The organism is Sphaerochaeta sp. UBA5849 (genome assembly GCA_002432715.1).
GTDB lineage: Bacteria > Spirochaetota > Spirochaetia > Sphaerochaetales > Sphaerochaetaceae > Sphaerochaeta.
The window spans coordinates 1-22,968 of sequence record DJGJ01000023.1; the positions used below are offsets into that span (position 1 = coordinate 1).

General features: G+C 50.9%; 17 protein-coding genes. 9 read left to right on the plus strand and 8 right to left on the minus strand.

Annotated features, from left to right (window positions below; translation table 11 throughout):
• The first annotated feature begins 43 nt into the window (after window positions 1-43).
• The 3 genes from aepX to B3K89_RS03730 are packed head-to-tail and all read left to right on the plus strand — an operon-like array spanning window position 44 to window position 3,612.
• Window positions 44-1,345: a phosphoenolpyruvate mutase gene (aepX, locus tag B3K89_RS03720; protein WP_293891993.1), complete on the plus strand. Its 1,302-nt coding sequence runs from the start codon at window positions 44-46 to the stop codon at window positions 1,343-1,345.
• Between the two features lie 9 nt (window positions 1,346-1,354).
• Window positions 1,355-2,488, plus strand: coding sequence for a phosphonopyruvate decarboxylase (gene aepY, locus B3K89_RS03725; RefSeq protein ID WP_293891990.1), 1,134 nt, complete (start codon window positions 1,355-1,357; stop codon window positions 2,486-2,488).
• Window positions 2,485-3,612 carry a phosphonoacetaldehyde reductase gene (locus tag B3K89_RS03730; protein ID WP_293891987.1) on the plus strand — a complete coding sequence of 376 codons (1,128 nt, stop codon included), beginning with the start codon at window positions 2,485-2,487 and terminating at the stop codon, window positions 3,610-3,612. The genes aepY and B3K89_RS03730 overlap by 4 nt, the downstream gene beginning before the upstream one ends.
• A 124-nt stretch (window positions 3,613-3,736) precedes the next feature.
• Here B3K89_RS03730 and B3K89_RS03735 read toward each other — a convergent pair whose 3' ends face one another.
• The 8 genes from B3K89_RS03735 to B3K89_RS03770 form a co-directional block, all read right to left on the minus strand.
• Window positions 3,737-4,735: a LacI family DNA-binding transcriptional regulator gene (locus B3K89_RS03735; protein ID WP_293891984.1), complete on the minus strand. Its 999-nt coding sequence runs from the start codon at window positions 4,733-4,735 to the stop codon at window positions 3,737-3,739.
• Window positions 4,736-4,777: 42 nt separating this feature from the next.
• Window positions 4,778-7,123 carry a TIM-barrel domain-containing protein gene (locus tag B3K89_RS03740; RefSeq protein WP_345907078.1) on the minus strand — a complete coding sequence of 782 codons (2,346 nt, stop codon included), beginning with the start codon at window positions 7,121-7,123 and terminating at the stop codon, window positions 4,778-4,780.
• Window positions 7,124-7,127: 4 nt separating this feature from the next.
• Window positions 7,128-7,952 carry a carbohydrate ABC transporter permease gene (locus B3K89_RS03745; RefSeq protein ID WP_293891978.1) on the minus strand — a complete coding sequence of 275 codons (825 nt, stop codon included), beginning with the start codon at window positions 7,950-7,952 and terminating at the stop codon, window positions 7,128-7,130.
• A complete protein-coding gene (locus B3K89_RS03750) occupies window positions 7,945-8,835 on the minus strand; it encodes a carbohydrate ABC transporter permease (protein WP_293891975.1) in 891 nt (296 codons plus the stop codon). The genes B3K89_RS03745 and B3K89_RS03750 overlap by 8 nt, the downstream gene beginning before the upstream one ends.
• An 83-nt stretch (window positions 8,836-8,918) precedes the next feature.
• Complete coding sequence (locus B3K89_RS03755; RefSeq protein WP_293891972.1) at window positions 8,919-10,175, minus strand: ABC transporter substrate-binding protein; 1,257 nt, start codon at window positions 10,173-10,175, stop codon at window positions 8,919-8,921.
• Window positions 10,176-10,379: 204 nt separating this feature from the next.
• Window positions 10,380-11,852, minus strand: coding sequence for a M81 family metallopeptidase (locus tag B3K89_RS03760; RefSeq protein ID WP_293891969.1), 1,473 nt, complete (start codon window positions 11,850-11,852; stop codon window positions 10,380-10,382).
• On the minus strand, window positions 11,849-12,583 hold the full coding sequence (locus B3K89_RS03765; RefSeq protein WP_293891966.1) for a copper homeostasis protein CutC: 735 nt from the start codon (window positions 12,581-12,583) through the stop codon (window positions 11,849-11,851). Before B3K89_RS03765 ends, B3K89_RS03760 begins: the two co-directional genes overlap by 4 nt.
• A complete protein-coding gene (locus B3K89_RS03770; protein WP_293891963.1) occupies window positions 12,580-13,914 on the minus strand; it encodes an alpha-L-fucosidase in 1,335 nt (444 codons plus the stop codon). Before B3K89_RS03770 ends, B3K89_RS03765 begins: the two co-directional genes overlap by 4 nt.
• 209 nt (window positions 13,915-14,123) lie before the next feature.
• Here B3K89_RS03770 and B3K89_RS03775 point away from each other — a divergent pair, with 209 nt between their 5' ends.
• The 6 genes from B3K89_RS03775 (at window position 14,124) to B3K89_RS03800 (ending at window position 22,785) form a co-directional block, all read left to right on the plus strand.
• Window positions 14,124-15,059 carry an ABC transporter permease gene (locus B3K89_RS03775; RefSeq protein ID WP_293891960.1) on the plus strand — a complete coding sequence of 312 codons (936 nt, stop codon included), beginning with the start codon at window positions 14,124-14,126 and terminating at the stop codon, window positions 15,057-15,059.
• Window positions 15,059-15,952 carry a carbohydrate ABC transporter permease gene (locus B3K89_RS03780; RefSeq protein ID WP_293891957.1) on the plus strand — a complete coding sequence of 298 codons (894 nt, stop codon included), beginning with the start codon at window positions 15,059-15,061 and terminating at the stop codon, window positions 15,950-15,952. The genes B3K89_RS03775 and B3K89_RS03780 overlap by 1 nt, the downstream gene beginning before the upstream one ends.
• Window positions 15,953-15,998: 46 nt before the next feature.
• Window positions 15,999-17,702, plus strand: a complete 1,704-nt coding sequence (locus B3K89_RS03785; RefSeq protein WP_293891954.1) for an ABC transporter substrate-binding protein — start codon at window positions 15,999-16,001, stop codon at window positions 17,700-17,702.
• A gap of 60 nt (window positions 17,703-17,762) precedes the next feature.
• On the plus strand, window positions 17,763-19,229 hold the full coding sequence (locus B3K89_RS03790) for a sulfatase family protein (protein WP_293891951.1): 1,467 nt from the start codon (window positions 17,763-17,765) through the stop codon (window positions 19,227-19,229).
• A gap of 49 nt (window positions 19,230-19,278) precedes the next feature.
• A complete protein-coding gene (locus B3K89_RS03795; protein ID WP_293891948.1) occupies window positions 19,279-21,510 on the plus strand; it encodes a helix-turn-helix domain-containing protein in 2,232 nt (743 codons plus the stop codon).
• A gap of 96 nt (window positions 21,511-21,606) precedes the next feature.
• Entirely contained in the window at window positions 21,607-22,785 is a 1,179-nt protein-coding gene (locus tag B3K89_RS03800) for an excisionase (RefSeq protein ID WP_293891945.1), read from the plus strand.
• Window positions 22,786-22,968 lie beyond the last annotated feature (183 nt).

The window sequence follows — 22,968 nt, forward strand, 5'->3', positions numbered from 1 at the left end:
ACTAAACTACGCGAAAAGAGCCATACGATATAAGGACAAGAGAATGAAGAAGAAAGTTTATGTGGCGATGAGTGCTGATATAATACATGTGGGGCATGTGAATATCTTGCGTAAAGCTCAAGAATTGGGTGATGTATATGTAGGGGTGCTTACAGACGAGGCTATTGCAGAGTATAAACGTTTCCCCTTGATGCCACTTGAACAACGAATGAGCATAATCGGGGCACTTCAGGGAGTCCATCAGGTAGTAGTACAGAAAAGTTTGGATTATGAAGAAAATTTACGCGCAATTCAACCTGATTTTGTTGTACACGGGGACGATTGGCGAACTGGAATCCAAAGTGTCATGAGAGAGAAGGTTATTTCGATCTTGCATGAGTGGAAAGGTGAGCTTATTGAGTATCCCTATACAGAGGGTGTGAGTATCGAAACACTCCGCAAAGAATTGGATGGGCAGGGAATTTTACCAGAAAGAAGACGAAACAGGTTGGTCTCTTTGTTGAAAATCAAGAAAATTGTTCGTGTTCTTGAAGCTCACAATGGTCTCTCTGGTTTGATTGTAGAGAATACCAAGGTCATAAAGGGAGATAAAATAGAAGGTTTCGATGCTATGTGGGTCTCATCATTGTGTGATTCTACTGCGAAAGGAAAGCCAGATATTGAATTGGTGGATATGTCTTCGCGCTTGGATACTATCAATCAGATAATGGAAGTCACTACAAAACCTATTATCCTTGATGGTGATACGGGTGGATTGTTGGAGCATTTTGTTTTCAATGTCAAAACATTGGAGCGGATTGGAGTCTCTGCAATAATTATTGAAGACAAGATTGGGTTAAAGAAAAACTCACTGTTTGGAACGGATGTTGTTCAGCAACAGGATAGTATAGAGAATTTTTGTCATAAAATAACTGCAGGGAAACAAGCCCAAGCAACCAAGGATTTCATGATAATTGCTCGCATTGAAAGCTTGATTCTTGATCAGGGAATGGAAGATGCCCTCTGTCGAGCACGTGCATATGTCCACGCCGGTGCAGATGCAGTGATGATTCATAGCAGGAGAAAAGAACCTGATGAAATTTTTGAGTTCTGTGATCGATTCAGCGGAGAATTCCCCCACGTTCCGATTGTAGTAGTCCCATCATCGTTCAATGAAGTGTACGAGCAGGAGCTTATCAATCACAATGTAAGAATTGTTATCTATGCAAATCATCTGATTCGAAGCGCCTTTCCCGCCATGCAGAGGACGGCCCAGTCGATCCTTGAACACGGAAGATGTAAGGAAGCAAGCGAGTATTGTATGTCTATCAAAGAAATCATCACCTTGATACCAGGTGCAAATTAAGGAATAGTTATGATCAACCCATCATCTTTCTTAACATATTTAGAGGAAATTCACATCGATTTTTTTGCTGGTGTTCCTGACTCGCAGCTCAAGAATGTGTGTGAAGAACTATATCATCGGTATGGTTGCAATACAAAGAAACATATAGTCGCTGTCAACGAGGGGAACGCTGTCGGGATGGCTGCCGGATATCATCTGGCAACCGGTAACATACCACTTGTGTATTTGCAGAATAGTGGTTTGGGCAATGCGGTTAATCCTCAGACTTCACTTATCGACCCTGAAGTATATGGAATTCCAATTGTCTATCTTGTTGGATGGCGGGGTGAGCCCGGTGTGCATGATGAGCCGCAGCATATTAAGCAAGGAGCAATAACTACCGATCTTTTGAATACTCTTGGGGTAGCGTATGAGATTATTGGTAAAGATTCGACGCTTGAGCAGATTCAACAAGTATTTGAGAAACGATTTCTTCCACTGCTTGCGCAGGGAAAGAGTGTAGCTTTCATAGTGCGAAAAGGGGCATTCTCTTCGAGTAATGTTTCGATTCAAGGGAATGAAAATACACTTGGAAGAGAAGAAGTAATTAGGTATTTAGCTTCAAACATGTCTGTAAATGACTATGTTGTTTCAACAACAGGCAAGATTTCGCGAGAGTTGTTCGAGTACTGTAAAAACGACAAACCCGAACAGTCTTCACACAATTTCCTTACTGTCGGGTCTATGGGACATGCCAGTGCTATAGCCTCTACAATTGCACTGTACCACCCGGATAAGACTGTGTGGTGTCTGGATGGTGATGGAGCCGTTCTTATGCATATGGGCAGCCTCTGTACCATTGGTACACTTCATCCGCAGAATCTAATTCATATAGTTCTGAATAATGAAGCACATGAATCAGTAGGAGCCATGCCGACTGTTGCTGGAAAGGTGAATCTTGTCGCTACTGCAATTGATTGTGGATATGCTTCTGCTCGTAAAATCAAGAACTTTGAAGAGTTGGTTTCCATGCAGATAGACTTAATGCCAAAACCATGCTTAATTGAAGTCATGGTCTCTACAGGATCTAGAGAGGACCTCATCAGACCTGATACCACACCTCAGCAAAATAAAATGGCCTTTATGGAAGCGTTGCAGGTATGAGAGAGCTCCATGAATCTCAAGTAATAGTACATGGAGCTGAAAATATGTCCGTACTAAACGATATTCTTGGGGAGTGCGGAGCAAGAAATGTGCTCTTGGTGTGTGGGAAATCTTTCTTTTCATTGAAGATTGCACAAGTTATCAAGGACTCTATGGTTTCTCTCACCATTTTTCAAGATTTCAGTCCAAATCCCCAATATGAGGATATTGTTCTAGGCGTAAAATCATATAGGGAGCATGGCTGTGATACGATTCTTGCAATAGGTGGGGGTAGTGCTATTGATGTTGCTAAATGCATCAAGGCATTTGTTCCTATGCGTGATGACTCTCCCTATTATAAGCAACCGATTGTTGTGAGCAGAATCCCTTTAGTTGCTTTACCAACGACGGCTGGTACAGGAAGTGAATCTACGCAGTTTGCCGTAATTTACATAGATGGCGAAAAAGCTTCTTTGAGCCATCCATGCATCCTTCCAGATTATGCAATACTTGAGCCTTCTGTTTTGCAGACACTTCCGCTGTATCAGAAAAAATGCAGTATGCTTGATGCATTATGCCAAGCTTTGGAGTCATGGTGGTCAGTTAATGCAGACTCAAGAAGTATCAATTTTGCAAAACAAGCGGTTAAGCAATGGCTTGAAGCGCAGAATGGATATTTGGAAAATTCTATAGAAGAGAATAAGGGGATGCTTTTGGCCTCCAATCTGGCTGGCAGAGCCATAAATATTACTAAAACTACTGCTCCTCATGCCATGAGCTATAAGATGACAACTCTATTCAAAATTCCACATGGTCATGCAGTCGCTCTCGCCTTTCCCCATGTGTGGAGGTTTATGCTGGAGCATCCACAGGCGTGCATCGATGAGAGGGGAGCTGAATATGTTCTTGATACTTTCATTCAAATGGCATCTGCTCTTGGGCAGCAGACTGTAGAGCAAGCAATCATGTGGTTTTCATCTTTACTCGAAAAGCTAGAGATTCTGCCTCCAAACCAAGTGAATCCAGAGGAATTTGATATGCTGATTCACTCAGTGAATCTCGAACGACTGAAAAATTCGCCTATGCAACTCGATTTACAGGCCTTGACTGATATCTATGCAGAAATCTTTCAGAAAAGAGTATGAGGGTTTGCTGAAGAATTCCGTAGTGGGCTTCTGTTCTACCGCTTGCTAATAAGTACCTGCTCAAGGATGACTCTAATCGGAAAATATTGTGGAGAATCTGTAATCAGGTTCCCATTTTTCATCTCTACCCCTTGCTGCTCTTTCGGGGAATCAACTTCGACTGCAGAACATGCTGGGTTTTGGAGTAATTGCCGGTATGGATCACCTGTTTGAGCAGGCTTACTCCCAGCATGCCCATCTCCTGTAGAGGAAGCTCAAAGGTGGTGATCGGAGTATTCCAGAACTCGGAGAAGTCGCGGTTGTCAAAGCCAACCACCCGTACCTGGTTTGGTATGTGAATGTTCATTTTCTGTAGTGCTGAAATTGCACCGGCTGCAATATAGTCATTGGCACAGAAAATACCATCTGTTTGGGGATAGTCCTTCATCAGTTGCTCGGCTGCATCAAACCCATGGCCGAAGTCGTAGTTGCCATAGTAGCAATGTGTCGGCATCTGCAGATTCAATTCCTTTACCCTCTGGCTGAACCCCTTCAGACGATCCTGCACAGAGAGGCGGTCCTCAGGACCACAAATCATCGCAGGGTGGCGCATACCACAGCCATACAGATGCTCCGCCGCCTGATAACCCCCCGTCGTGTTATCTACTACGACGCTGGTCATCTCCTGGGCTGCCATATTGATGGAAACAATGGGAATATCAGGGTTCTGGGTATCGAGATTGAACTCCTTCCAGATGGGAATATGGTGGCAGAACAGAATGCCCTCCACCTTATGACTCTTCAAAAAGTTGTATGCCTTCTTCAAGTCATTGCCGAACTCAACACCGCTGACGAAGAACAAGGAGTACTGACCGCCCGATAATCCATGCTCGATACCCCGCACTATCTGGTTGACGAATGTCTCGGTAATATCGGCTGCCAAGCATCCGATGATCCCCGAGTTTCCCCGCTTCATACGCGATGCATTCCAGGAAGGAACGTAGCCAAGCTGCTCTATCGCCTCAAGCACCTTCCTGCGGGTGGCTTCCCCGACAGGGCGCTTCCCATTGAGGGTATGCGTAACCGTAGCAGGAGAGACGCCGGCAGCCTTCGCCACATCTACAATCGTTACTACCTCACGCATACATCCTCCTTTAGGCAAGTGTAAAGCCTCTTGTAGTCTTTGTCACCCGCTTATTGCAACTACCATATGTTCGCCTTCCTTGAAAGTGTCAGGGTCGAACGAAAACTGTGAGACTGTATATCCTTCAGGCACCTTGATGGTAAAGATTCGCTTCTTGTCGATTGCCCCAACTTTCTTGGTAATCACCAGGGAGTGGTCAGTTACTTGGAACTCCCACCTGTTGTACCGCTTAATGGCAAGCTCAGTACTCCCATCGTCCTCAAAGTACGTGGACTGTACCTCTTTACCTGCTGTCTTGCAGGGATGGACCAAGAGCTCCACCTTCTCAAACACACCGCTTTGGAGGTGTGTCAGACCGGGGGCGGTCGGAATCACCGACCCCTCCTTGGCAAACCAGAGACTCTTGCCTCCAGGAGGATAGGGGAGTTCGAGGTTTGTTCCTCCCTCAAACGCTGTTCCATCCTTGCTGTACCACCACAAGCCCTGAGGGAGGTAGACATCAGCTTTGTCTTTCCCCTTTTCAGTAACCAAGACCTTCAGGATATGTGGTCCGAACAGACTGTTGACCTCATCACCCTTGATGGTTTTGTCGTCTGGGAACTCCAGACAGAGCGGGCGTTCGATTGGAGAGCCTTCGGTTGCCGCCTCAAAAGCACAGGTATAGATATAGGGCATGAAGCGATAGTGCTCAAGAATGAGGGAGCGGATGTGGGGCAAAGCGCTCTCATAGGACCAAGGCTCGGTAGGATTGCCGTCCTCGCGCCAGGAGTGGATTACGAACCGGCCCTGAAAGACCGCCGATTGAGCCGAGCGTACCAACAACTCTTCCTCCGGAAACGCTCCAAAGAAGCCTCCCAAGTCATGGCCGAAATAGGGAAGGCCGGAAAGGCTGAACCCCTGACCCATATACTGGTTGTACTTTAGTGTTTTCCAGTCGCTGACATTGTCCCCCGACCACGTCCTGGCAAAACGTTGAAGCCCTGCATAGCCGCTTCGGCTGTAGATCCAAGGACGCTTCTGAGGCTGCTCCTGCTTGAACGCCTCGTAGGAGGCCTCAGCCATCCTGATGGGATACAGCGTCTTTGTCTTATAGGCCTCAAGCTCAACATCCTCAAGCTCCAGCTCATTGTTGTCATTCCAGATGCCTGTACACCCATTGTCGAGATACTGAGCCTTCAACTGGCTCTTCCACCACTCTTTTGCCTCAGGATTGCTGAAATCGATGAAGGAAGCCTCGCCGCCCCAGAAAAACTCCTGATAGGGCTGGCCACTCTGGTCCTTGATGAAGTACCCCTTTTCTTTCAGCTGTGCATACCACGGATGGCTGGTCAGGATTCCCGGCTTTATGTTCATGCACAAATTATACCCACGTTCGGAAAGCGAGGTGAGAAACGCCTTGTGGTCGGGAAATTTCTGCTTGTTCCAAAGAAACGCATATCGCTTGCCCTCGGCACTTTTCAGATAACCCGAGGAGACATACATGCCTTCACAAGGAATCCGGTGTTTTTCGACGGTGGCAAAGTAGTTCAGGATTCTTTGTTCTGCATCATCAGGCTCGGCATAGTTCATGGAAGAACCGAAGAACCCGAAGCTGAACAACGGCGGGAAGGCGGGAAAGCCGGTTACCTTGAAGTAGTTCTTCAGCACTTGTTGGTACGAGCCACCCATGAAAGTGAAGTAACTGTATGGACCGCCATCCACCTCAACGGAGAAGAAGAACGGACTCTCCCTGCCCAGGTCGAAAAGCTTGATCAGGCTCTGGTCGAAGAGCAGGCCGCACAGGGCTCCTGTCTGGGTATTGCGCTTGATCATAAAAGGAATCGACTTATAGAGAGGATCGGAATTGGAAGCATCATAACCGAGCGAATCACGGTTGTACATGGAGAACCGTCTTCCTCTTCTGTTGGGCAGCCCGCTCTTATCCCCGAGGCCGTAGAACTCATCCGCCTCTGAGAGGGGAAAGTTGAACCTGCTGAAGGAGTCCTGTGAACCTTCCTTGGTAAAACAGCGCACCTGGTAAGATGGCAGCACCGTGTCTGCGGTTCCCACCCGCCCACCGTGCTGCAGGATCCCTGCGTACCAGATGCTGATGAGCGCATAGCGCTTCTCAAGGACCACCCGGCTCATGCCGCAGGTGAGAATGAAGGCCTCGCTCTCTTCCTTGATGCTGATCTGTTCATCCAACTCTACAGACTCATACGGGCTGGTGATGTATTGACTGGCCTTGGTGAATGTCTCATGGATGGATACATGGTCGAATTGATAGTTGACCTTCACTATCTCAGAGGTGAAGAACCGTATATGGATTTCACCACCGACTCCCTTGGCGATAACCAAGGAAGGGGAATGAAAAAGACATGCAGACAGAGAGTGAATGATATGTTTCATGCGTTCAACCTTTTACCGATCCTGCAGCAATACCGGAGAAGAAGAACCTTTGGAATGCCAGGAATACGATGATGACGGGAATTATGGCGATGGTGGTCATGGCAAGCAGGTCAGACCAGTTGATCTGCAGTTGCCCGACGAAATTCGCCAGCGCCTGCTGGATGGTCTGCTTGCGGTTGTCGGTGATGACGATCAAAGGCCACAAGTAGTCGTTCCAACGCCACATGAAGCTGAAAATGGCAATGGTGGCAACAATGGGCTTGCTCATGGGGAGAATCAAGCGGAAGAAAATAGTGTGCTCCCGCGCCCCATCGATGCGGGCCGCTTCGATCAGCGAGTTCGGTAGCGTCACCAAATACTGACGGGCAAGGAACACTCCCGTAGGAGTGGCAGCCGGTGGAATGATGATTCCCCACAGTGAGTTCAGCATGCCAAGACTCTTCAACTGGAGGAAAATCGGAATCATGATGACCTGCAGGGGAATCATGAGGGTGGCGATCATCACGGTGAAGATGATGTCCCTCCCCTTGAAAATGTACTTTGCCAAGGCGTAGCCGGCCATCAGGTTGATCAACACCGTAATGGCTGTGGAAACCACGGCCACGAATACCGTGTTGGAAAAGTAGACCGGGAAGTTGCCTGCCGCAAGGCTGGAAACATAGTTCTCCAGCGTCCAATCCTGGGGAATGAAGGTAAGAGGGACCCTGAACAGTTCACTTTGGGGCTTGAAGGAGGAGAGAACCACCCACAGTACGGGAAGCAGTGTTGCCAGGGAGAGCAGGATAAGAACGGCATAGTGCACTATTTTATACATGCGTTGCTTATTCATGGTCGGCCTCCCTTCCGCTGAGTTTGAACTGCAGGACGGTGAAGAGGGAGATGATGAGCATCAACACGATCGACATGGCGCTTGCATAGCCCATGCGGTCCTCCAGGAATGCCACTTGATACACCTGCTGGACAATGAACTTGGTGGCATAGCCAGGCCCTCCCTTCGTCATCACTGAAATCAATTCATACGCCTTGAAGGAGGCAATGGTTGCCAGCACCAATACAACCAACAAGGTGCTTCGCAACAGGGGCAGGGTGATGGAAGTAAAGGTCTTCGGAGCAGATGCCCCATCGATTTTTGCAGCTTCGTAGAGTTCGATGGGAATGGCCTGCAACCCCGCAATGAGCACCACCATGTAGTAACCGGCTTGCGCCCAGATGGAGACTGCGATGATGGAGACCATCGCCAGCTTGCCGTCGGTCAGCCAGCGGATTCCATCGCCTCCCATACTGCGCAGCAGGTAGTTGATGATTCCCATCTCATCACCGAGAATGAAGCGCCAGGCGATACCGACGGTGATCATACTCAAGAGGGATGGTATATAAAAGAGGGATCGAAAGATTTTCTCACCCTTGAGGACGTTCTTATACAGCAGCAGGGCCAATGCCAGGGCATAGACCATGATCAGGGCAACGGTGAAGAAGGAGTAGACAATCGTATTGTTGAACGTCTTCCAAAAAACTTCGTCACCGGCCAGCTCAATAAAGTTGTCAAAGCCGATGAATTTCGGGGTGGTAAACACACCCCATTCGGTGAAGGACATCCTCAGGCCTTGGATGGCCGGGATGATGATGAAGGTTCCGAAAATGAGAATATTGGGAAGCAGGAAGAGCAGCGGGGCTGCTGTTTGATGAAAGTTTCCCTTGGTATGTCGTTTCATAGGAATTCCTAAAGGCAGGCAGCCCTGCCGGTCTGAAGGATCGGGCTCCCCCTGGGTGGAGGAGCCGATTTCCAACTGTCACCTTACTTGAAGAAGGTTGCACCTCTGTTGTCAACATTGATTGCAGCCTGTTCGGCGGTGATGTTGCCAAGCAGCACTTCCACAATCTGCTCGCGGATGTAGGTGGTAACTTTGCTCAGGTTGGTATTCTTCCATTCGTTGGCGGTGTAGGCCGGGGTGACCTTCAGTTCTTCGAGGAAGACCTCAAAGTCGCCGCTGTTGGACGGATAGGTGACCTGTGCATCGTTGCGTGAAGGAATGTTGAAGGTGTCGCGGCTGTACATCTCGTTGTGAGCCTTGTCAGCGAAGGCGGCCATGAGCTTGAATGCTTCTTCCTGATTCTTTGCTCCCTTGAAGGAGGCAACGAACTTTCCGCCGGGAACCGACGAGTTGATAGCGCCCTTGGGCATACGCACAGCCTTCCATTCAAAGTCTTTCACGTTCTTGTTGTAGGTGTTGATGTTCCAGCTGCCGCCGATATGACCGGCAACAAGGCCCGCCTGGAAGAGCTCGGCAGGGTTCTCGGAACCGAGCCATACACTCTTGGGTACCAAACCTTCATCGTGCAGGTGCTTGAACCACTTCAGGGTTGCAATGGTACCGGGATTGTTGAACTTGATGTTCGACTGATCCTCATTGAGGAAGCGTCCATTCCATTGGTACATGAGGGTGGAGAAGCGGTGCGGGGTGAAGTCGACGGCCAGGCCGTACTTCATGGCAGGATTGGCTGCGATAACCTTCTTGACGATGGTTTCCCATTCGCTCCATGTCCATGTCTTGCTGACTTCATCCACATCGATGCCGGCCTTGTCGAAAGCAGTCTTGTTGACCAGCATGCCGTTGGCTGTTGCTTCCGTGGGGTAGGCGATGAACTTGCCTTCCTTGTTGGTGGCAAAAGCTACCATCGAAGGCAAATACTGCTTCTTCACTGCCTCAACATCGGCTACGTGGTTCTCGATCGGCTCCAGGCTGTCGACAACCACCGACAGGGTGTTGGTGGTGATACGGGCCAGGTCGGGTGGGTTGCCGCCGCTGATCATCAGCTTGAGTTTCTGGTCATACTCGTTGTAGGCGACAATCTGGAGATCGAGCTTCACATGGGGGTTGGCCTTCAGGTAGTCATCCATGGTCTTCAGAAAGACATCGGACTCATTGGCGTCATTGAACCACAATACCGAAAGGGTCACATCTTTTTTCGCGCCCTCTTCCTTGGTTCCTGCTGCAAACATGGCCGTAGTGGCGAGCAACAGGATCATCAATGTCACGATTACTTTTTTCATGCAGATCCTCCTTATTTTGATTGGCAAATTTACGCAAAACGTTTTTACTCCTTTAGTATAGGACCAGTTTTTCCAATCTGTCAAGGATTGGATGGAGAAGATACATGTGACGAATAAGCAGTAGTATTGGATGTTTGTGACAAAGGGGAAGTCTCTCGGCTTCCCCTTTGTCGTCAAAACACACAAAGAATACGGTTGCAAATCTCAGATCAATTCCAACTCGGCCTCGAACTCCTTGTCCAAAGGGAAGATGGGCCTGGGCAGGTTCTTGTAGGGAAGCCGTTCGAAGAGCTCGTCGGAGGAGCCGGTGGTAAGAGCCATCATCGAGCGCTTTGCAATGGCGCGGATCTCAGGCTCCAGGTAGCCCAGCTTCACCACAATGGCCTTTCTCTCTTTCGGCTCGGCTCCCAGCACCCTCATCATCTGCGGGTCATAGCAGCCCACATGCTTGGATGCAACCACCACGTCAACTCCCTCAACATCAAGCAGGGCGAGGTCAGCACCATTGGCCCCCTCCCACTGCTTCTTCAAACTTCTTACCGTTACCTTTGCCCTCACAGGTCTGCTCTTGACCGTGTCGAACTTCGCCCCGAGGGCGCACTCGAAGCTTGCACCTACGCCTTGTTCGAATGCTTTTCTGACCACCTCCGGGTCGTAGAAGCCCTGGTAGAGCAAGGGAGGCTCGAGCTTGGAGAGAACGGGGTCGGAGAGGATGAGGGAGAGGAAATTAGTGACATCGCCGCTGCTTCCCGCAGTGGGGTTGTCACCGCTGTCGCTGATGACCACCGGGTATACGCCCTCGGAAATTGACTGCTTGGTCGCCTCCAGTGCATCGGAAGGCATCCTCGTCTCGTTGTAGAAGCCGAATTCCTTCCTTCTGGACCAGAAGAGGTGTGCAAGTTCTCCGGCAAGTGCATTCGCTTGGTTTTGGTTGTCTTGGGTGACCACCACCGCATGCACCGCATTCTCCTTCCCGTCGGCCCAGGGGAAGCCCAAAAGGTAGGAGCATGCAAGTACGCCCTCCTGTTGCTCTCTTGCCCTGAGTTCCTTGATCAGGCTCTTCATCGGCTCGACCGAGGTCTCGCTCTGCTCGCCTGCGATGAGCATGGGGATGCGCACCGCCGCCATCGTCGGCTTCTTTCCTCCCTCCAGGGTGCGGATGACCATCAATGCGGCATGGATGCCCGTCTCATAGGTGTCGGTGTGGGGGGCGCACTTGTAGCCGACAAAGCCGTCTGCTGCATGGCGCATCCTCTTGGTGAGGGTTGCATGCATGTCCAGACTGGTGAATAAAGGAGTAGTTGGGTGTAGTTTTCTAACTGCTTCGAGCAGATCCTGCTCGGCCTCTCCGATCCCATCGACACGCATGCTTCCGTGCAGCGACAGGCAGATTGCGTCGATCGCTCCTGCTTCCGTAAGCTTTTGCAGCATCTCTCTCTTAAGTTCTTGGTAGTAGTCGTGATCCCACACTCCGTTGGGCACCGCACGCGCTACCAGGGAGGGAACGACCTCGTAGCCTGCGGCTATCAGGGTGTTGATAATGCCGCTTGCCGAGCTCTCGCGCTTGATGAACAGGTCCGCTCCCCTTGTGACCCAAATCTCGTCCCTGCCGGTGATGATGGGGTTGAAGGTGTCGCTCTCGTGGTGGAGCCCCCCTACAAAGACTCGCTTCTTCATCGCTTGGCCCCCACTATGGCGCTCACCCGACTGGCATCGGTGTGGCTGATGCTGAACTCGGCCTGCCTGAGCATGCCACCCATGTAGATGTGCTCGGGACGGTAGGTCATCTTCGACTCGTAGGTTCCCGGGACGAACACATGGTATTCCTTGGCCCCCACCTGCTCTTGCAGGTAGGCGAAGTTGCGCTCGGTAATCCCGCAACCGGGCATGACGATGATCCTGTCTCCGGCCTGCCTGACCAGCATCTTCAGTGTCTGGAGCCCCTCGATGACCGTGGCCTCCAGGCCGCTGGTCAGAAGCCGGTCGACACCCAGGGAAATGAGCGTCTCCAGAGAGCGCGAAGCATCGCGCGTCATGTCGAAGGCGCGGTGGAAGGTGACCGAGCAGGGCCGGGCAAGGGTGATGATTTCCTTGCTCCTCTGTACATCAATCTCCCCGTCGGGGGTAAGGATTCCGAAGACGATACCGTCGGCCCCCGCCTCCCTGAAGAGTTTCACATCCTCCTTCATGGCCTCGAACTCAAGAGCGCTGTAGCAGAAGTCGCCTCCGCGCGGCCTGATCATGACATTCATGGCGATGCTGCTGTGCTTGCGGGCCACCTTGAAGGCCCCAAGCGACGGAGTCGTGCCCCCCTCGAACAGGTCGGCGCAGAACTCGACGCGGTCGGCGCCTCCTGCCTCGGCGGCCAGCACGCTTTCGATCGATTCCAGGCAAATCTCAATCTTCATAGTGTTTCTTCCTTTCTTAGTACCAGTCGTATGGTGGTGTCGACAAGCTCGGCTCTTGTGAGCTCATCGCCGATCGTATGCAAACAGATTTCATGCTTCCCTTTTTTCAGCTGCAAACCAGTGACGAACACATCAGAGAAGCGACCCTTTTGCAGGGAGCTGCGGTAGTGGTTTCCTCCAACCTCAAGGCAGAGTTTCTGCTCCTTGGCAAGGGCTCCCTCACTTTTCCAGCCGATGGAGAGTTGGGTATCCTCATGCAGTTCAAGGCTCCAGCAAAGGGTGGTGGGAATGGGGCGATAGGAGTAGTACTCTGTTCCTGTATAGCGATAAGCAGTCAAAGGCTCAGGACAAGGCTGATCAAGTAATATCATTGGAAGCTTTCTCTTATTCAATTCTCTTTTCAGCGGATCTTTGGCCAGCTCAGCTCCGATGCCCTCGAGCACCTCCTGCTCAAAGCTCTGGATGGCGCCATTTCCCATCAGGCCGATGTTGAGCAGGTAGTTGCCCCCTTCTTGGACCACCTTTCTTGCAGTATCTGACAACTCTTGAATTTTCTCGTCCTTGTCCCCCCGGACCTGCCAGCTGCGATACCCCCATGTCTCCTTATAAATGGAGGCGGGAGTCTGCCACGGACAATTCAAAGGTACGGTAGGAAGCTGGTTGTCCCCCATGGTCAGAAAGTCCTGCCTGTCGTTCCATATTCTTCCGTTGACCATGCAATGGGGCTGCAGCGTCTGTACAAGGTCATAGACTTCCTGGCTCTGCGCTTCTGTAGGAGCGCCCATATCCATCCATAGCTCACAAATTGGGCCATAGTTGGAAAGGAGCTCGGTCAGCTGGGCGATGTTCAACCTCTGATGGGAAGGGGGAATCGGGTCGCTGTTATGGCTGCTGATGGGCAGGGCTTCGCTGAAGTGCCAATCGATCCAGGAGAAGTAGATGCCGAAGGCAAGCCCTTGGCTTTTACACTCATCACTCAATGCCCTGACAATATCACGCCTGCAGGCTGCATTCGTGCTCTTGTAATCGGTGGTAGCAGTGTCGAACAGGCAGAATCCGTCGTGGTGCTTGGTTGTAATAACCAAGTACCGTATTCCAGCTCTTTTCGCCGTGGCAACAATGTGCTGAGGATTAAACTCGGGGAGGCTGAATTGTGCAGTCAATGCCTCATAGTCGGCCTGGGGAAGGTAGCCGTGGGAGAGTATCTGCTCAGAGTACCCCCGGGTGATGGGTTCTCCCTTCCACACTCCGCCGGGAATAGAATAGAGCCCGAAATGGATGAAGAGGCCGAACTGTAGATCGAGCCACTGTTGTACTGCTTCTCGTTTCATCACTGTATCTCCTATCTGATCATTGGTAGCTTAGTACGAGTACAGGTTGTACAACAGAGTCAAAGTTTCCAAGAACCTTCTTGTACTGCGTCATTTTTTCAAAGTTCGACCTATCCTGCAAAAAATGACGCCTTGCAGCAATCGTAAGCTGACCGAGCTTTGGAAACTTGACTCTTATGCGTTTCTGACTTCCATGCGACGATTTTGTCATGAAGAACGCACTCAACCAACCACGACAGCTCAGCTTGGGAAGAAAGATGGGCAGACATTGGCAATTCTATGTCATTGTTGCTCTTCCCATGCTCTACTTCATCATTTTCAAGTACGTTCCCATGTATGGCGTCCTGCTTGCTTTCAAGCGCTACCGCGTCAGCCAAGGGATTTGGAACAGCCCTTGGGTGGGCCTCTATCAGTTTGAGAAGTTCTTCACGAACCCCTCGAGCCTGAAGATCATGTTCAACACCTTCTCGCTGAGCATGTATGCCCTGGTCTCATCCATCCCCTTGGCAGTGATCCTTGCCATCGCATTGAACGAGACCGGCTCGAAAGTCTGGCGCAAGAGCGTACAGATGGTCACCTACGCTCCCTACTTTATCTCAACCGTGGTCATGGTAGCCATCCTGATGCAGTTCCTCGACCCTGCCTTGGGTCTGTTCAATGCGATCAGGGCGGCATTCGGCAAGGAATCGATTAACTTCATGGGCGAAGCCCATATGTTCAAGCACATCTACGTCTGGTCGGCCCTCTGGCAGAACACCGGGTACAACGCAATCATCTACCTTGCCGCCCTGACCGGGATAAACCCCGAGCTCTATGAGGCTGCGAAAGTCGACGGGGTGAACAAGTTCCAGAAAATATGGTATGTGGACCTGCCGTGCATCAAGAATACCATCGTCATCATGTTCATCATGAATATGGGCTTTGTCATGAGCCTTGGGTTCGAGAAGGCCTTCCTTATGCAGAATCCGCTCAACCTGCAGGCTGCCGAGATCATGTCCACCTACGTCTACAAGATGGGCTTGATCAACAGCGACTTCAGCTACTCAACCGCCATCGATGTGGTCAACTCAATCATCAACATCGTCTTGATTCTGACCTTCAACCACATCGCCAAGACTAAAAACAAGGAAGGGGGTCTGTGGTGATGCACTACAAACGAAAAGAACTTCTCACTGACCGAGTATTTTCAGTGATGGTGAACAGCTTCTTGTTCATCAGTCTGGTCATTGTGCTCTACCCCTTGCTCTACATCGTAGCGTGTTCGTTCAGCGAACCCCAGGCAGTGATGGCCAAGAAGGTGTGGTTGTTTCCCGTCAATTTTGACTTGATCAGCTACAAGGCGGTCTTTACCAACAAGCAGATCGGAACCGGCTATATGAACAGCCTCTACTATATGGTGACCGGGACGGTGGTCAGCGTACTGCTTACCATGCTGCTCGCCTATCCGCTTTCGCGCAAGGAGTTCTACGGGCGCTCGGTGGTGACCAAGCTCATCCTCTTTACCATGCTCTTCACCGGTGGAACCATCCCCCTCTATCTGGTGGTGCGGAACCTCGGTATCTACGACACCCGGTGGGCGATCATCCTGCCTAATGCCATCACGGTCTGGAACGTCATTATTGCCCGTACCTTCCTGCAGGAGAACATCTCCGACGAGCTGTACGAGGCGGCTGAGATCGACGGCTGCTCGGATATTCGCTTCCTGTTCTCTTTCGTCTTCCCCTTAAGCGGGGCGATTGTGGCCGTCCTTGCACTCTTCTATGCAGTAGGGCAGTGGAACAAGTACTTCGATGCACTCTTGTATTTGCAGAAGCAGGCCCTCTATCCCTTGCAGATTGTGCTGCGCAATATCCTGATCATCAACCGCAACACACCCTCGATGACCGTAGATGTCGAGGCGGCCATCAGGGCTCAGGGGCTCAGCGAGACGATCCGGTATGCGGTCATCGTTGTAGCCAGTGTTCCGCTTCTGGTAATCTACCCGTTCGTGCAAAGGTTTTTCGTCAAGGGAGTCATGATTGGCTCCGTCAAAGGTTAGGAGTACACAGTCTCCCTGTGGAGGCTGCAAACAATAGGAGGAATCCATGAAGAAAACGTTGTGTATCGTATTGCTGGTTGCGCTCTTGCTGCCGGTCTCGTTGGTCGCCCAAGGCTCGAAAGAGAGTGCCTCGGCAAAATCTGCTGTTGAGTATACCCCTGTCGGGACCTTCCCGATCGTGAAGACTCCCATCACGGTGGACATCATGGTCGCACAGCCCCCCTGTGTAGAGGACTTCAACACCAACCGGTTCACCAAGTACATGGAAGAACTGACCGGTATCAAGGTGAACTACATCATGATCCCTGAACAGGCAGCCACCGAAAAGCTCGCCTTGGTGCTCGCCAGCGGCGACTACCCTGATGCATTCCTCGGTTTTGCAGTCAACAATACCCTGGAAACCACCTATGGCGCTCAGGAAGGCCTGTTCCTGCCGCTGAACAAGTTCTACTCCAAGGAGTGGATGCCCAACATGATGAAGGCCTTTGAAGAGTTCCCCGGCGGTATCGGGTTTATGACCAACATCGACGGCAACATCTATTCGCTACCCCGCCTTGAAGGCTGCTACCACTGCTCCAACCAGGCAAAGATGTTTGTTTATCAGCCGTTCCTTGACAAGCTCGGCCTGAAAACCCCCACCACCACCGATGAGTTCTACCAGGTGCTGAAGGCAATGAAGGAACAGGATGCAAACGGCAACGGCAAGGCAGATGAGATTCCGCTTGCCGGCTCCATCATCGGCTGGTCCGACCAAGTCGAGCGTTTCTTGCTCAACTCCTTCATTTATTGCGATTTGGATACCAACATCAATGCCAATGCCGACGACAACGTAGGCTATATGATGAATGGCGGCAAGGTCGACACTGCAGTGAACAAGGCTGCTTTCCGCGAAGGACTTGCCTTCATCAACAAGCTGTACAAGGAAGGCCTGCTCTACAACGGATCCTTCACCCAGGACTCCAGCCAGCTGACTCAGCTCGTAGAGAGCTCCGCCCAGCCGGTCGTCGGGTTTGTAGCAGGTGGTTGGAGAGGCCAGTTTGCCACCATCGGTGGGGAGCGCTTCAACAACTTCCGCGCCATCGCTCCCCTGAAGGGACCGGCGGGTGTCCAATACTCGGTTGCCTTCTTCCAGAATCCTGAGATTGGTCAGCTGGTTCTCAGTTCCGAGACCAAGTATGCAGAGGCTATCATGCGCTACTTCGATTTCATGTACAGCCCCGAGGGCACCTTGCTCCAGCGCAACGGCTTCAAGGGCGAAGCCTGGGATTGGGCGAAGAGCGACCAGGTCGGTCTTGATGGAAAGCCTGCCGTGTGGCAGCAGCTGAAGCTGTGGAACGACAAGGACCCCCAGAACGACACCTGGATCCAGACCTATACTGCAGCCATGACACCGTCCTTGAAGAACGGCTTGGCTTCCAAGCCCATGACCCAGGACAACCCTGAGTACTACCTGCCGGGAAACAACGAGAAGACCCTCTTTGACGAGACCACCAATCTGTACAAGCCCTACGAGGATACCTCTTTAGAAGTTCCTGTACTGAAGTACACCGCCGAAGAGAGTGAGAAGTTCTCGACCGTCAAGCGCGAGCTTGCCAACTATATCCGCCAGAGTGCTGTGAAGTTCATGGTTGGTTCGTTGGATGTCAACGACGACAAGGTATGGAACGAGTACATCGCAAACCTGGAGAAGCTGCAGTTGAAGTCTGTGTTGGACATCATGAATACTGCTTATGCTCGCCAGTACAAATAAGCAAATACACTAGCAGAGGGCCCTCGAGGCCCTGTGCTGTGTCTAGGGAGGGGTGGACAGGTGCGAAAGAAGCCGAACATCGTCTATATACTTGCAGATGACCTGGGCTATGGTGATGTCTCATCGCTGAACCCCGATTGTCCTTTCGTCACCACCCACTTCGACCGCTTGGCACAACAAGGCATGTGTTTTACCGATGCACATGCCACCAGTGCTGTATGCACTCCCAGCCGGTACAGCATCATAACCGGGCGCTACAACTGGCGTTCACAGCTGAAAAGCTATGTGCTGGGAGGCTTCTCTGCCCCCTTGATTGATGAGAACAGGAAAACCGTCGCCCAGCTTCTTAAGAAGGGCGGATACGCCACCCATGCAGTAGGCAAGTGGCACCTGGGCATGGACCTTCCCAAACAAGATGGTTTTGTTGAAGCAGCTGAGTTCGGCGACAGCCATCCGATCGACTATACCAAGCCCATCAAGGGCGGGCCGACTAGTGTGGGGTTCGACTCCTATTATGGGATCAGCGGGTCTCTGGACATGCCCCCCTATGTCTATATCAAGGACGACCGGTTCACCGCTGTTCCCACCAAAACTACAAAAGGAACAGGCAAGGGCTTTTGGCGCGAGGGCCTGACCGCCGACGATTTTGTGCATGAAGAGGTCCTGGACCATCTCACAGACAAGGCCTTGGAGGTGATCAGGGAGAACAAGGATCGACCGTTTTTTCTCTATTTCGCCCTCCCGGCACCCCATACACCCATTCTTCCCCATCCCAATTTCAGAGGGAAATCGAACACAAATGCCTATGGGGATTTTGTCCTGCACTGCGATGATGTGGTGGGCAGGGTGCTCGATACGCTCAAGGAAAGCGACATCGACGAACATACCTTGGTAATCTTCACCAGCGACAACGGCTGTTCCCCGATGGCTGATTTTGCGGAGCTGGCACGGTTCGGACACAACCCCAGCTATCATTTCAGGGGTATGAAGTCGGATATTTTCGAAGGAGGCCACCGGGTGCCGCTTCTGATGCGCTGGCCTGAAGTGATAGAACCGCATTCAATTTCCAACCACCTTGTCTGCCTTTCTGATTTCTATGCAACTGCAGCCGATATCTTAGACCTCGGCTTGGTCGAGGATGAGGCGGTTGACAGTGTGAGCTTGCTGCCGCTGCTCTCAGACAGCACTCACCCTGAAGTACGCGGTTCTTTGGTCCATCAGAGCATCGACGGCTCACTCTCCCTTCGAAAGGGGAAGTACAAGCTTGAGATGTGCAAGGGCTCGGGGGGGTGGTCATACCCTGCCAGCAGCAGTATGGATGAACAAGGACTTCCTTCAGTTCAGTTGTACGACTTGGATTGTGATATCGCAGAAACGGTGAATGTGCAGGCCGAGCACCCGGATGTGGTGGCGGCTATGCGAACAGAGCTTGCCTTCATCGTCAGGGAGGGCAGAAGTACACCCGGCCCTCGGCAGCACAACGACGGGGTTGCTGTCTGGGAGACGGTATCGTGGCTTTCTGATTGACTCTTTTTCCCGCGGATTGGAGGTTCTCTATGGTATACTTGAACAACCTATGAGAAAAGCTGAGCACAAAATCCCTGCATCCAGAACACTGCTGTTGTTTCTACCCGCCCTCATACTCTGTTTTGTCATTCTCATTCTCGCCCAAAACTGGATGTTGATGACCGTGCGCAGGGACAAGCAGGAGCAGACCTATTCGATGCTGCACCTCATCCGTTCCACCACCGACCTTTCCTTGGACCAGATGTATAAGCTCAGCCAGATGCTGCTCTTGGACAACGATATCGCCAAATTCATCTATCAGGGTGAAATTGAGAGTGGCTCGATCGATATTCAGACCCTCATCGATGCAAAAGGCGTTCTGCCTACGGCAACGAACATCAATGCCATGCTTGCGGAGGTGTACATCTACTCCAACCGCAGCGGCTATATCCTTTCCTCCCAGAATGCTTTTTTGGAACCGGAGAAAATGTACCCTTCCATGTTCGCATTCGAAGGTTTGAACTACCGCCAGTTCCGCAGCAAGTACCTGACACCCGCCTTCAACCGTTCCTTCTTTCCCCAAACTGAAGCCTTGGTGCACGGGAGAAATCGGTCGGTCATTCCCATGGTCCAAACGTTTCCTTTGAACAATCCTGCCGCCAATGCAGGCAAGATCATGCTATTGCTCGATAGCAGTTATATCGCCGACTTGCTTTCGCAGCAGATAGAGGGGGCGAGTCCCACCGTCTATGTCACCGACAGCAAGGGCAATGTGATCACCTACTCGGGCGACCCGGCTTTCATTCTGGGCGACGGGTATGCCGACGGACAGCACCGTGTTTTCGTCGATGGTCAGGAGTATGTGCTGTCCTCTCTCTCCTCAAGCACAAGCGGTTTGCGGTTCTTCAGCCTGCTCTCGCTTAAGGACATCAATGCCATGCTCAATCCCATGTGGCCGGTGTTAGTGATCGTTAGTATTGCGATGTTCCTGCTGCTCTCCTTCTTTGCCGTGTATATGCTTGCACGCAGCAACCGCCACTGGACCGAATTGCTTGGTTTGGTCGATGTAAGCGGGAAACCGCTTCCCTATGAGCAGGCGGTCGGGTACATCAAGAATATTGTCGAGGAGGACCGAAGCAAGGTCCGCCAAGCCGGAGGGACTCCCTTCATCACCGATACCTTTTTCCGTCGCCTGATACATGGGAAAATGCTGGGGACAGCAGAGATTCAGGCGATGCTCAAGCAGGTGCAGAAGGATATCGACCTCAATTCTCCCAACACCTTCCAAATGGTGCATATCGCCATCCACGATGTGCAGGACTTTCTTTCCAGCGATCGGCTGGAGGACATCGACTTCACCCGTATCGCCGCCCAGAAGCAGGCAATGCGTGCATTTGGCCAGCAGTTCTACCTCTATATGGACTTTTCGTTCTCGATTTGGATCATGCTCTGGCATAAAGACGGCCGCTTTCTCGACGAGCAGATCGACCAGTTCTACAAGGAGTTCATCCAGGTTTCTCCTTGTATTACCAGCATGGCGGTCAGTTCGGCCAAGCACAGCCTCGATGAGATTTTCTCGGCAACCAACGAATGCAGCGAGATACAGCAGAGTCTGCTCAGTGAAAAGCAGGTGGATGTCATGCGCTGCTATACCGAGTTGAGCCTCAAGCGTGAGCCCTACCACTATACACTTGATATGGAGCGCAAGCTCTCAGGAGCTGTCATGAAAGGGGAGATGCAGGCCCTCGAGGAGATCCTGAGGGCCATCGAGCAGGACAACTTCATTTCCAGGAATCTGGGTCCTGAGGAACATGCCAATCTCATGAAAGTTCTCTACGCCACGGCGATAAAGCTCAGTCAGAGTCTTAGGCTGACACTGCACCAATCAGTATTTGAGTCGTTTTCCGAGGTCAAGCAGTTCTTTTTCTCCCAGGCTGTGGCCATCAACCGGGCAAAAAGCGACAAGGATGAGGTGCTTGTCCAACGAATCGTCGGTTATATACATGACCACTATACCGATCCTGGCTTGAACCTCTCGAACATGGCGACTGAATTTGGCTTGAAGGAGAGCTTTCTCTACCACTTCATGCAGACCCGAATGGAGACATCGTTTGCCCAGTATCTGGAGGCCTACCGTCTCGAGCGCGCCCTTGCCTTGTTTGCCGAGAAGCAGATGACGATCAGTGAGATCACCTCCTTCTGCGGGTACTCCAATGCCCAGACGTTCCGTAGGGCATTTCAGAAACGCTATGGAATGCTTCCTTCCGATTACCAGAAAACGGTCCTGTATCAGAAGAAGTAAAAGGGACGTAAAATGGATATCATCAAGCTGTAGTGTGATATACTGATTAGCAATGAAGCATGGGAGTCCTTAATGATACCTGCCAAGTATATTTGCATGCATAGGGATGATGAAGTCGCCGTATTGGAATTCAATACGGAGGACGGGTATCTTCTTCGAGTCTTGGAAACAAGAAATAAGCATTTGGTCCCCTGCCGGGCACACATCAACGCTCAAAATTTTGCTGCATGGTGGCGAGATCGGGCGGTTCCCAAGACTCAAGGCTTTATTCTAGAGGTTTTGCGACAATACAATATTCCCACTACTCAGAGCTTCTTGCTAAGGAATCTAGGGTTGAGCTTGAACGACCATTACTGGGTCAAGCCGCTTGAGAGTTCCTTGCAATGGGATGATGTCAGCTTGTTTTCCAACAATTTCATCGAGGGTTTCTCAGTATTGCAGGACGCCACCCAGTTCAGCTCTTTTTCCCCTTCTGCCTCCACAGGGGGTGATCTTCCAAAGAAATGGGTGATCAAGGGTGGAATACGATACCTCATAAAGGATAGTGTAGGGCTTTCTGTTCAACAAAGCTTGAATGAGGTGTTTGCGACAGCTATTCACGCATCGCAGCAACAAAGTGGCAAGTATGTTCCTTATGAATTGGTACAGGAGAAAACCAATGGTCGACTTGCCTGTTCGTGTGCCTGCTTTACTTCCAATGTTTTGGAGTTCATTCCCGCATGGGACTTGGTTGGCAGTGAATCCTTGGCAAAGAGCTCTCCTTTGTTTAGCCGGTTCATAGCCAAGGCAATTGAAGGTGGTTTGGGAGAGGATGAGGTGTATTCTTTTCTGGATTATCAGATTGTCACCGATTTCCTGCTTTCCAATGTCGACCGGCATTTGAATAACTTTGGTGTGCTAAGGGATACCCATACATTGGATTTTGTTGGTATGGCTCCCATATTCGATTCGGGTAATTCAATGTTTTATCAGAATCCTCTGATTGCCAAGTCTCCGATGGAACTCTTGAAGTTGCAGACCCATGGATTTTTCACAACCGAACGACGACATGTCGAACATGTGAGAAACCTTGGCTGTGTCGATGTTTCTCTCTTGCCTACTGAAGAGGATGCAAAGCTTCTCTATGCGCAAGACATGGTTCTCCACGCAACCGGGTATGACGCCATTATTGCTCAAGGATATCGCTGGAAAACAGCGTTTCTTGAGGAGCTGCAGAGTGGAGTCAGCTTTGGAACACTGTATAAGAGAATATGCTCAGAAGTAAGGAATGGGTAGGCATAGTAAATTCCAGACATGAGAATATTCGAAATTGTTGATAATCTGCAAAAAATCGTATAAGCGTTGACCGCTATTTCTGAGCATTGTACCATCAATTGAGGGGGTGCTGGAGAGAGCTGCAAACTTGGTGGGCAACCACTACAAGCCTGCACAGAACTAACCCACATTCCTCACCCTTTA

Bases quoted from the DNA above. Each gene is read 5' to 3' on its own strand.
- aepX (WP_293891993.1), top strand. From the start codon at position 44: ATGAAGAAGAAAGTTTATGTGGCGATGAGTGCTGATATAATACATGTG.
- aepY (WP_293891990.1), top strand. From the start codon at position 1,355: ATGATCAACCCATCATCTTTCTTAACATATTTAGAGGAAATTCACATC.
- B3K89_RS03730 (WP_293891987.1), top strand. From the start codon at position 2,485: ATGAGAGAGCTCCATGAATCTCAAGTAATAGTACATGGAGCTGAAAAT.
- B3K89_RS03735 (WP_293891984.1), bottom strand. From the start codon at position 4,735: ATGCGTGAGGTAGTAACGATTGTAGATGTGGCGAAGGCTGCCGGCGTC.
- B3K89_RS03740 (WP_345907078.1), bottom strand. From the start codon at position 7,123: ATGAAACATATCATTCACTCTCTGTCTGCATGTCTTTTTCATTCCCCT.
- B3K89_RS03745 (WP_293891978.1), bottom strand. From the start codon at position 7,952: ATGAATAAGCAACGCATGTATAAAATAGTGCACTATGCCGTTCTTATC.
- B3K89_RS03750 (WP_293891975.1), bottom strand. From the start codon at position 8,835: ATGAAACGACATACCAAGGGAAACTTTCATCAAACAGCAGCCCCGCTG.
- B3K89_RS03755 (WP_293891972.1), bottom strand. From the start codon at position 10,175: ATGAAAAAAGTAATCGTGACATTGATGATCCTGTTGCTCGCCACTACG.
- B3K89_RS03760 (WP_293891969.1), bottom strand. From the start codon at position 11,852: ATGAAGAAGCGAGTCTTTGTAGGGGGGCTCCACCACGAGAGCGACACC.
- B3K89_RS03765 (WP_293891966.1), bottom strand. From the start codon at position 12,583: ATGAAGATTGAGATTTGCCTGGAATCGATCGAAAGCGTGCTGGCCGCC.
- B3K89_RS03770 (WP_293891963.1), bottom strand. From the start codon at position 13,914: ATGAAACGAGAAGCAGTACAACAGTGGCTCGATCTACAGTTCGGCCTC.
- B3K89_RS03775 (WP_293891960.1), top strand. From the start codon at position 14,124: ATGAAGAACGCACTCAACCAACCACGACAGCTCAGCTTGGGAAGAAAG.
- B3K89_RS03780 (WP_293891957.1), top strand. From the start codon at position 15,059: ATGCACTACAAACGAAAAGAACTTCTCACTGACCGAGTATTTTCAGTG.
- B3K89_RS03785 (WP_293891954.1), top strand. From the start codon at position 15,999: ATGAAGAAAACGTTGTGTATCGTATTGCTGGTTGCGCTCTTGCTGCCG.
- B3K89_RS03795 (WP_293891948.1), top strand. From the start codon at position 19,279: ATGAGAAAAGCTGAGCACAAAATCCCTGCATCCAGAACACTGCTGTTG.
- B3K89_RS03800 (WP_293891945.1), top strand. From the start codon at position 21,607: ATGCATAGGGATGATGAAGTCGCCGTATTGGAATTCAATACGGAGGAC.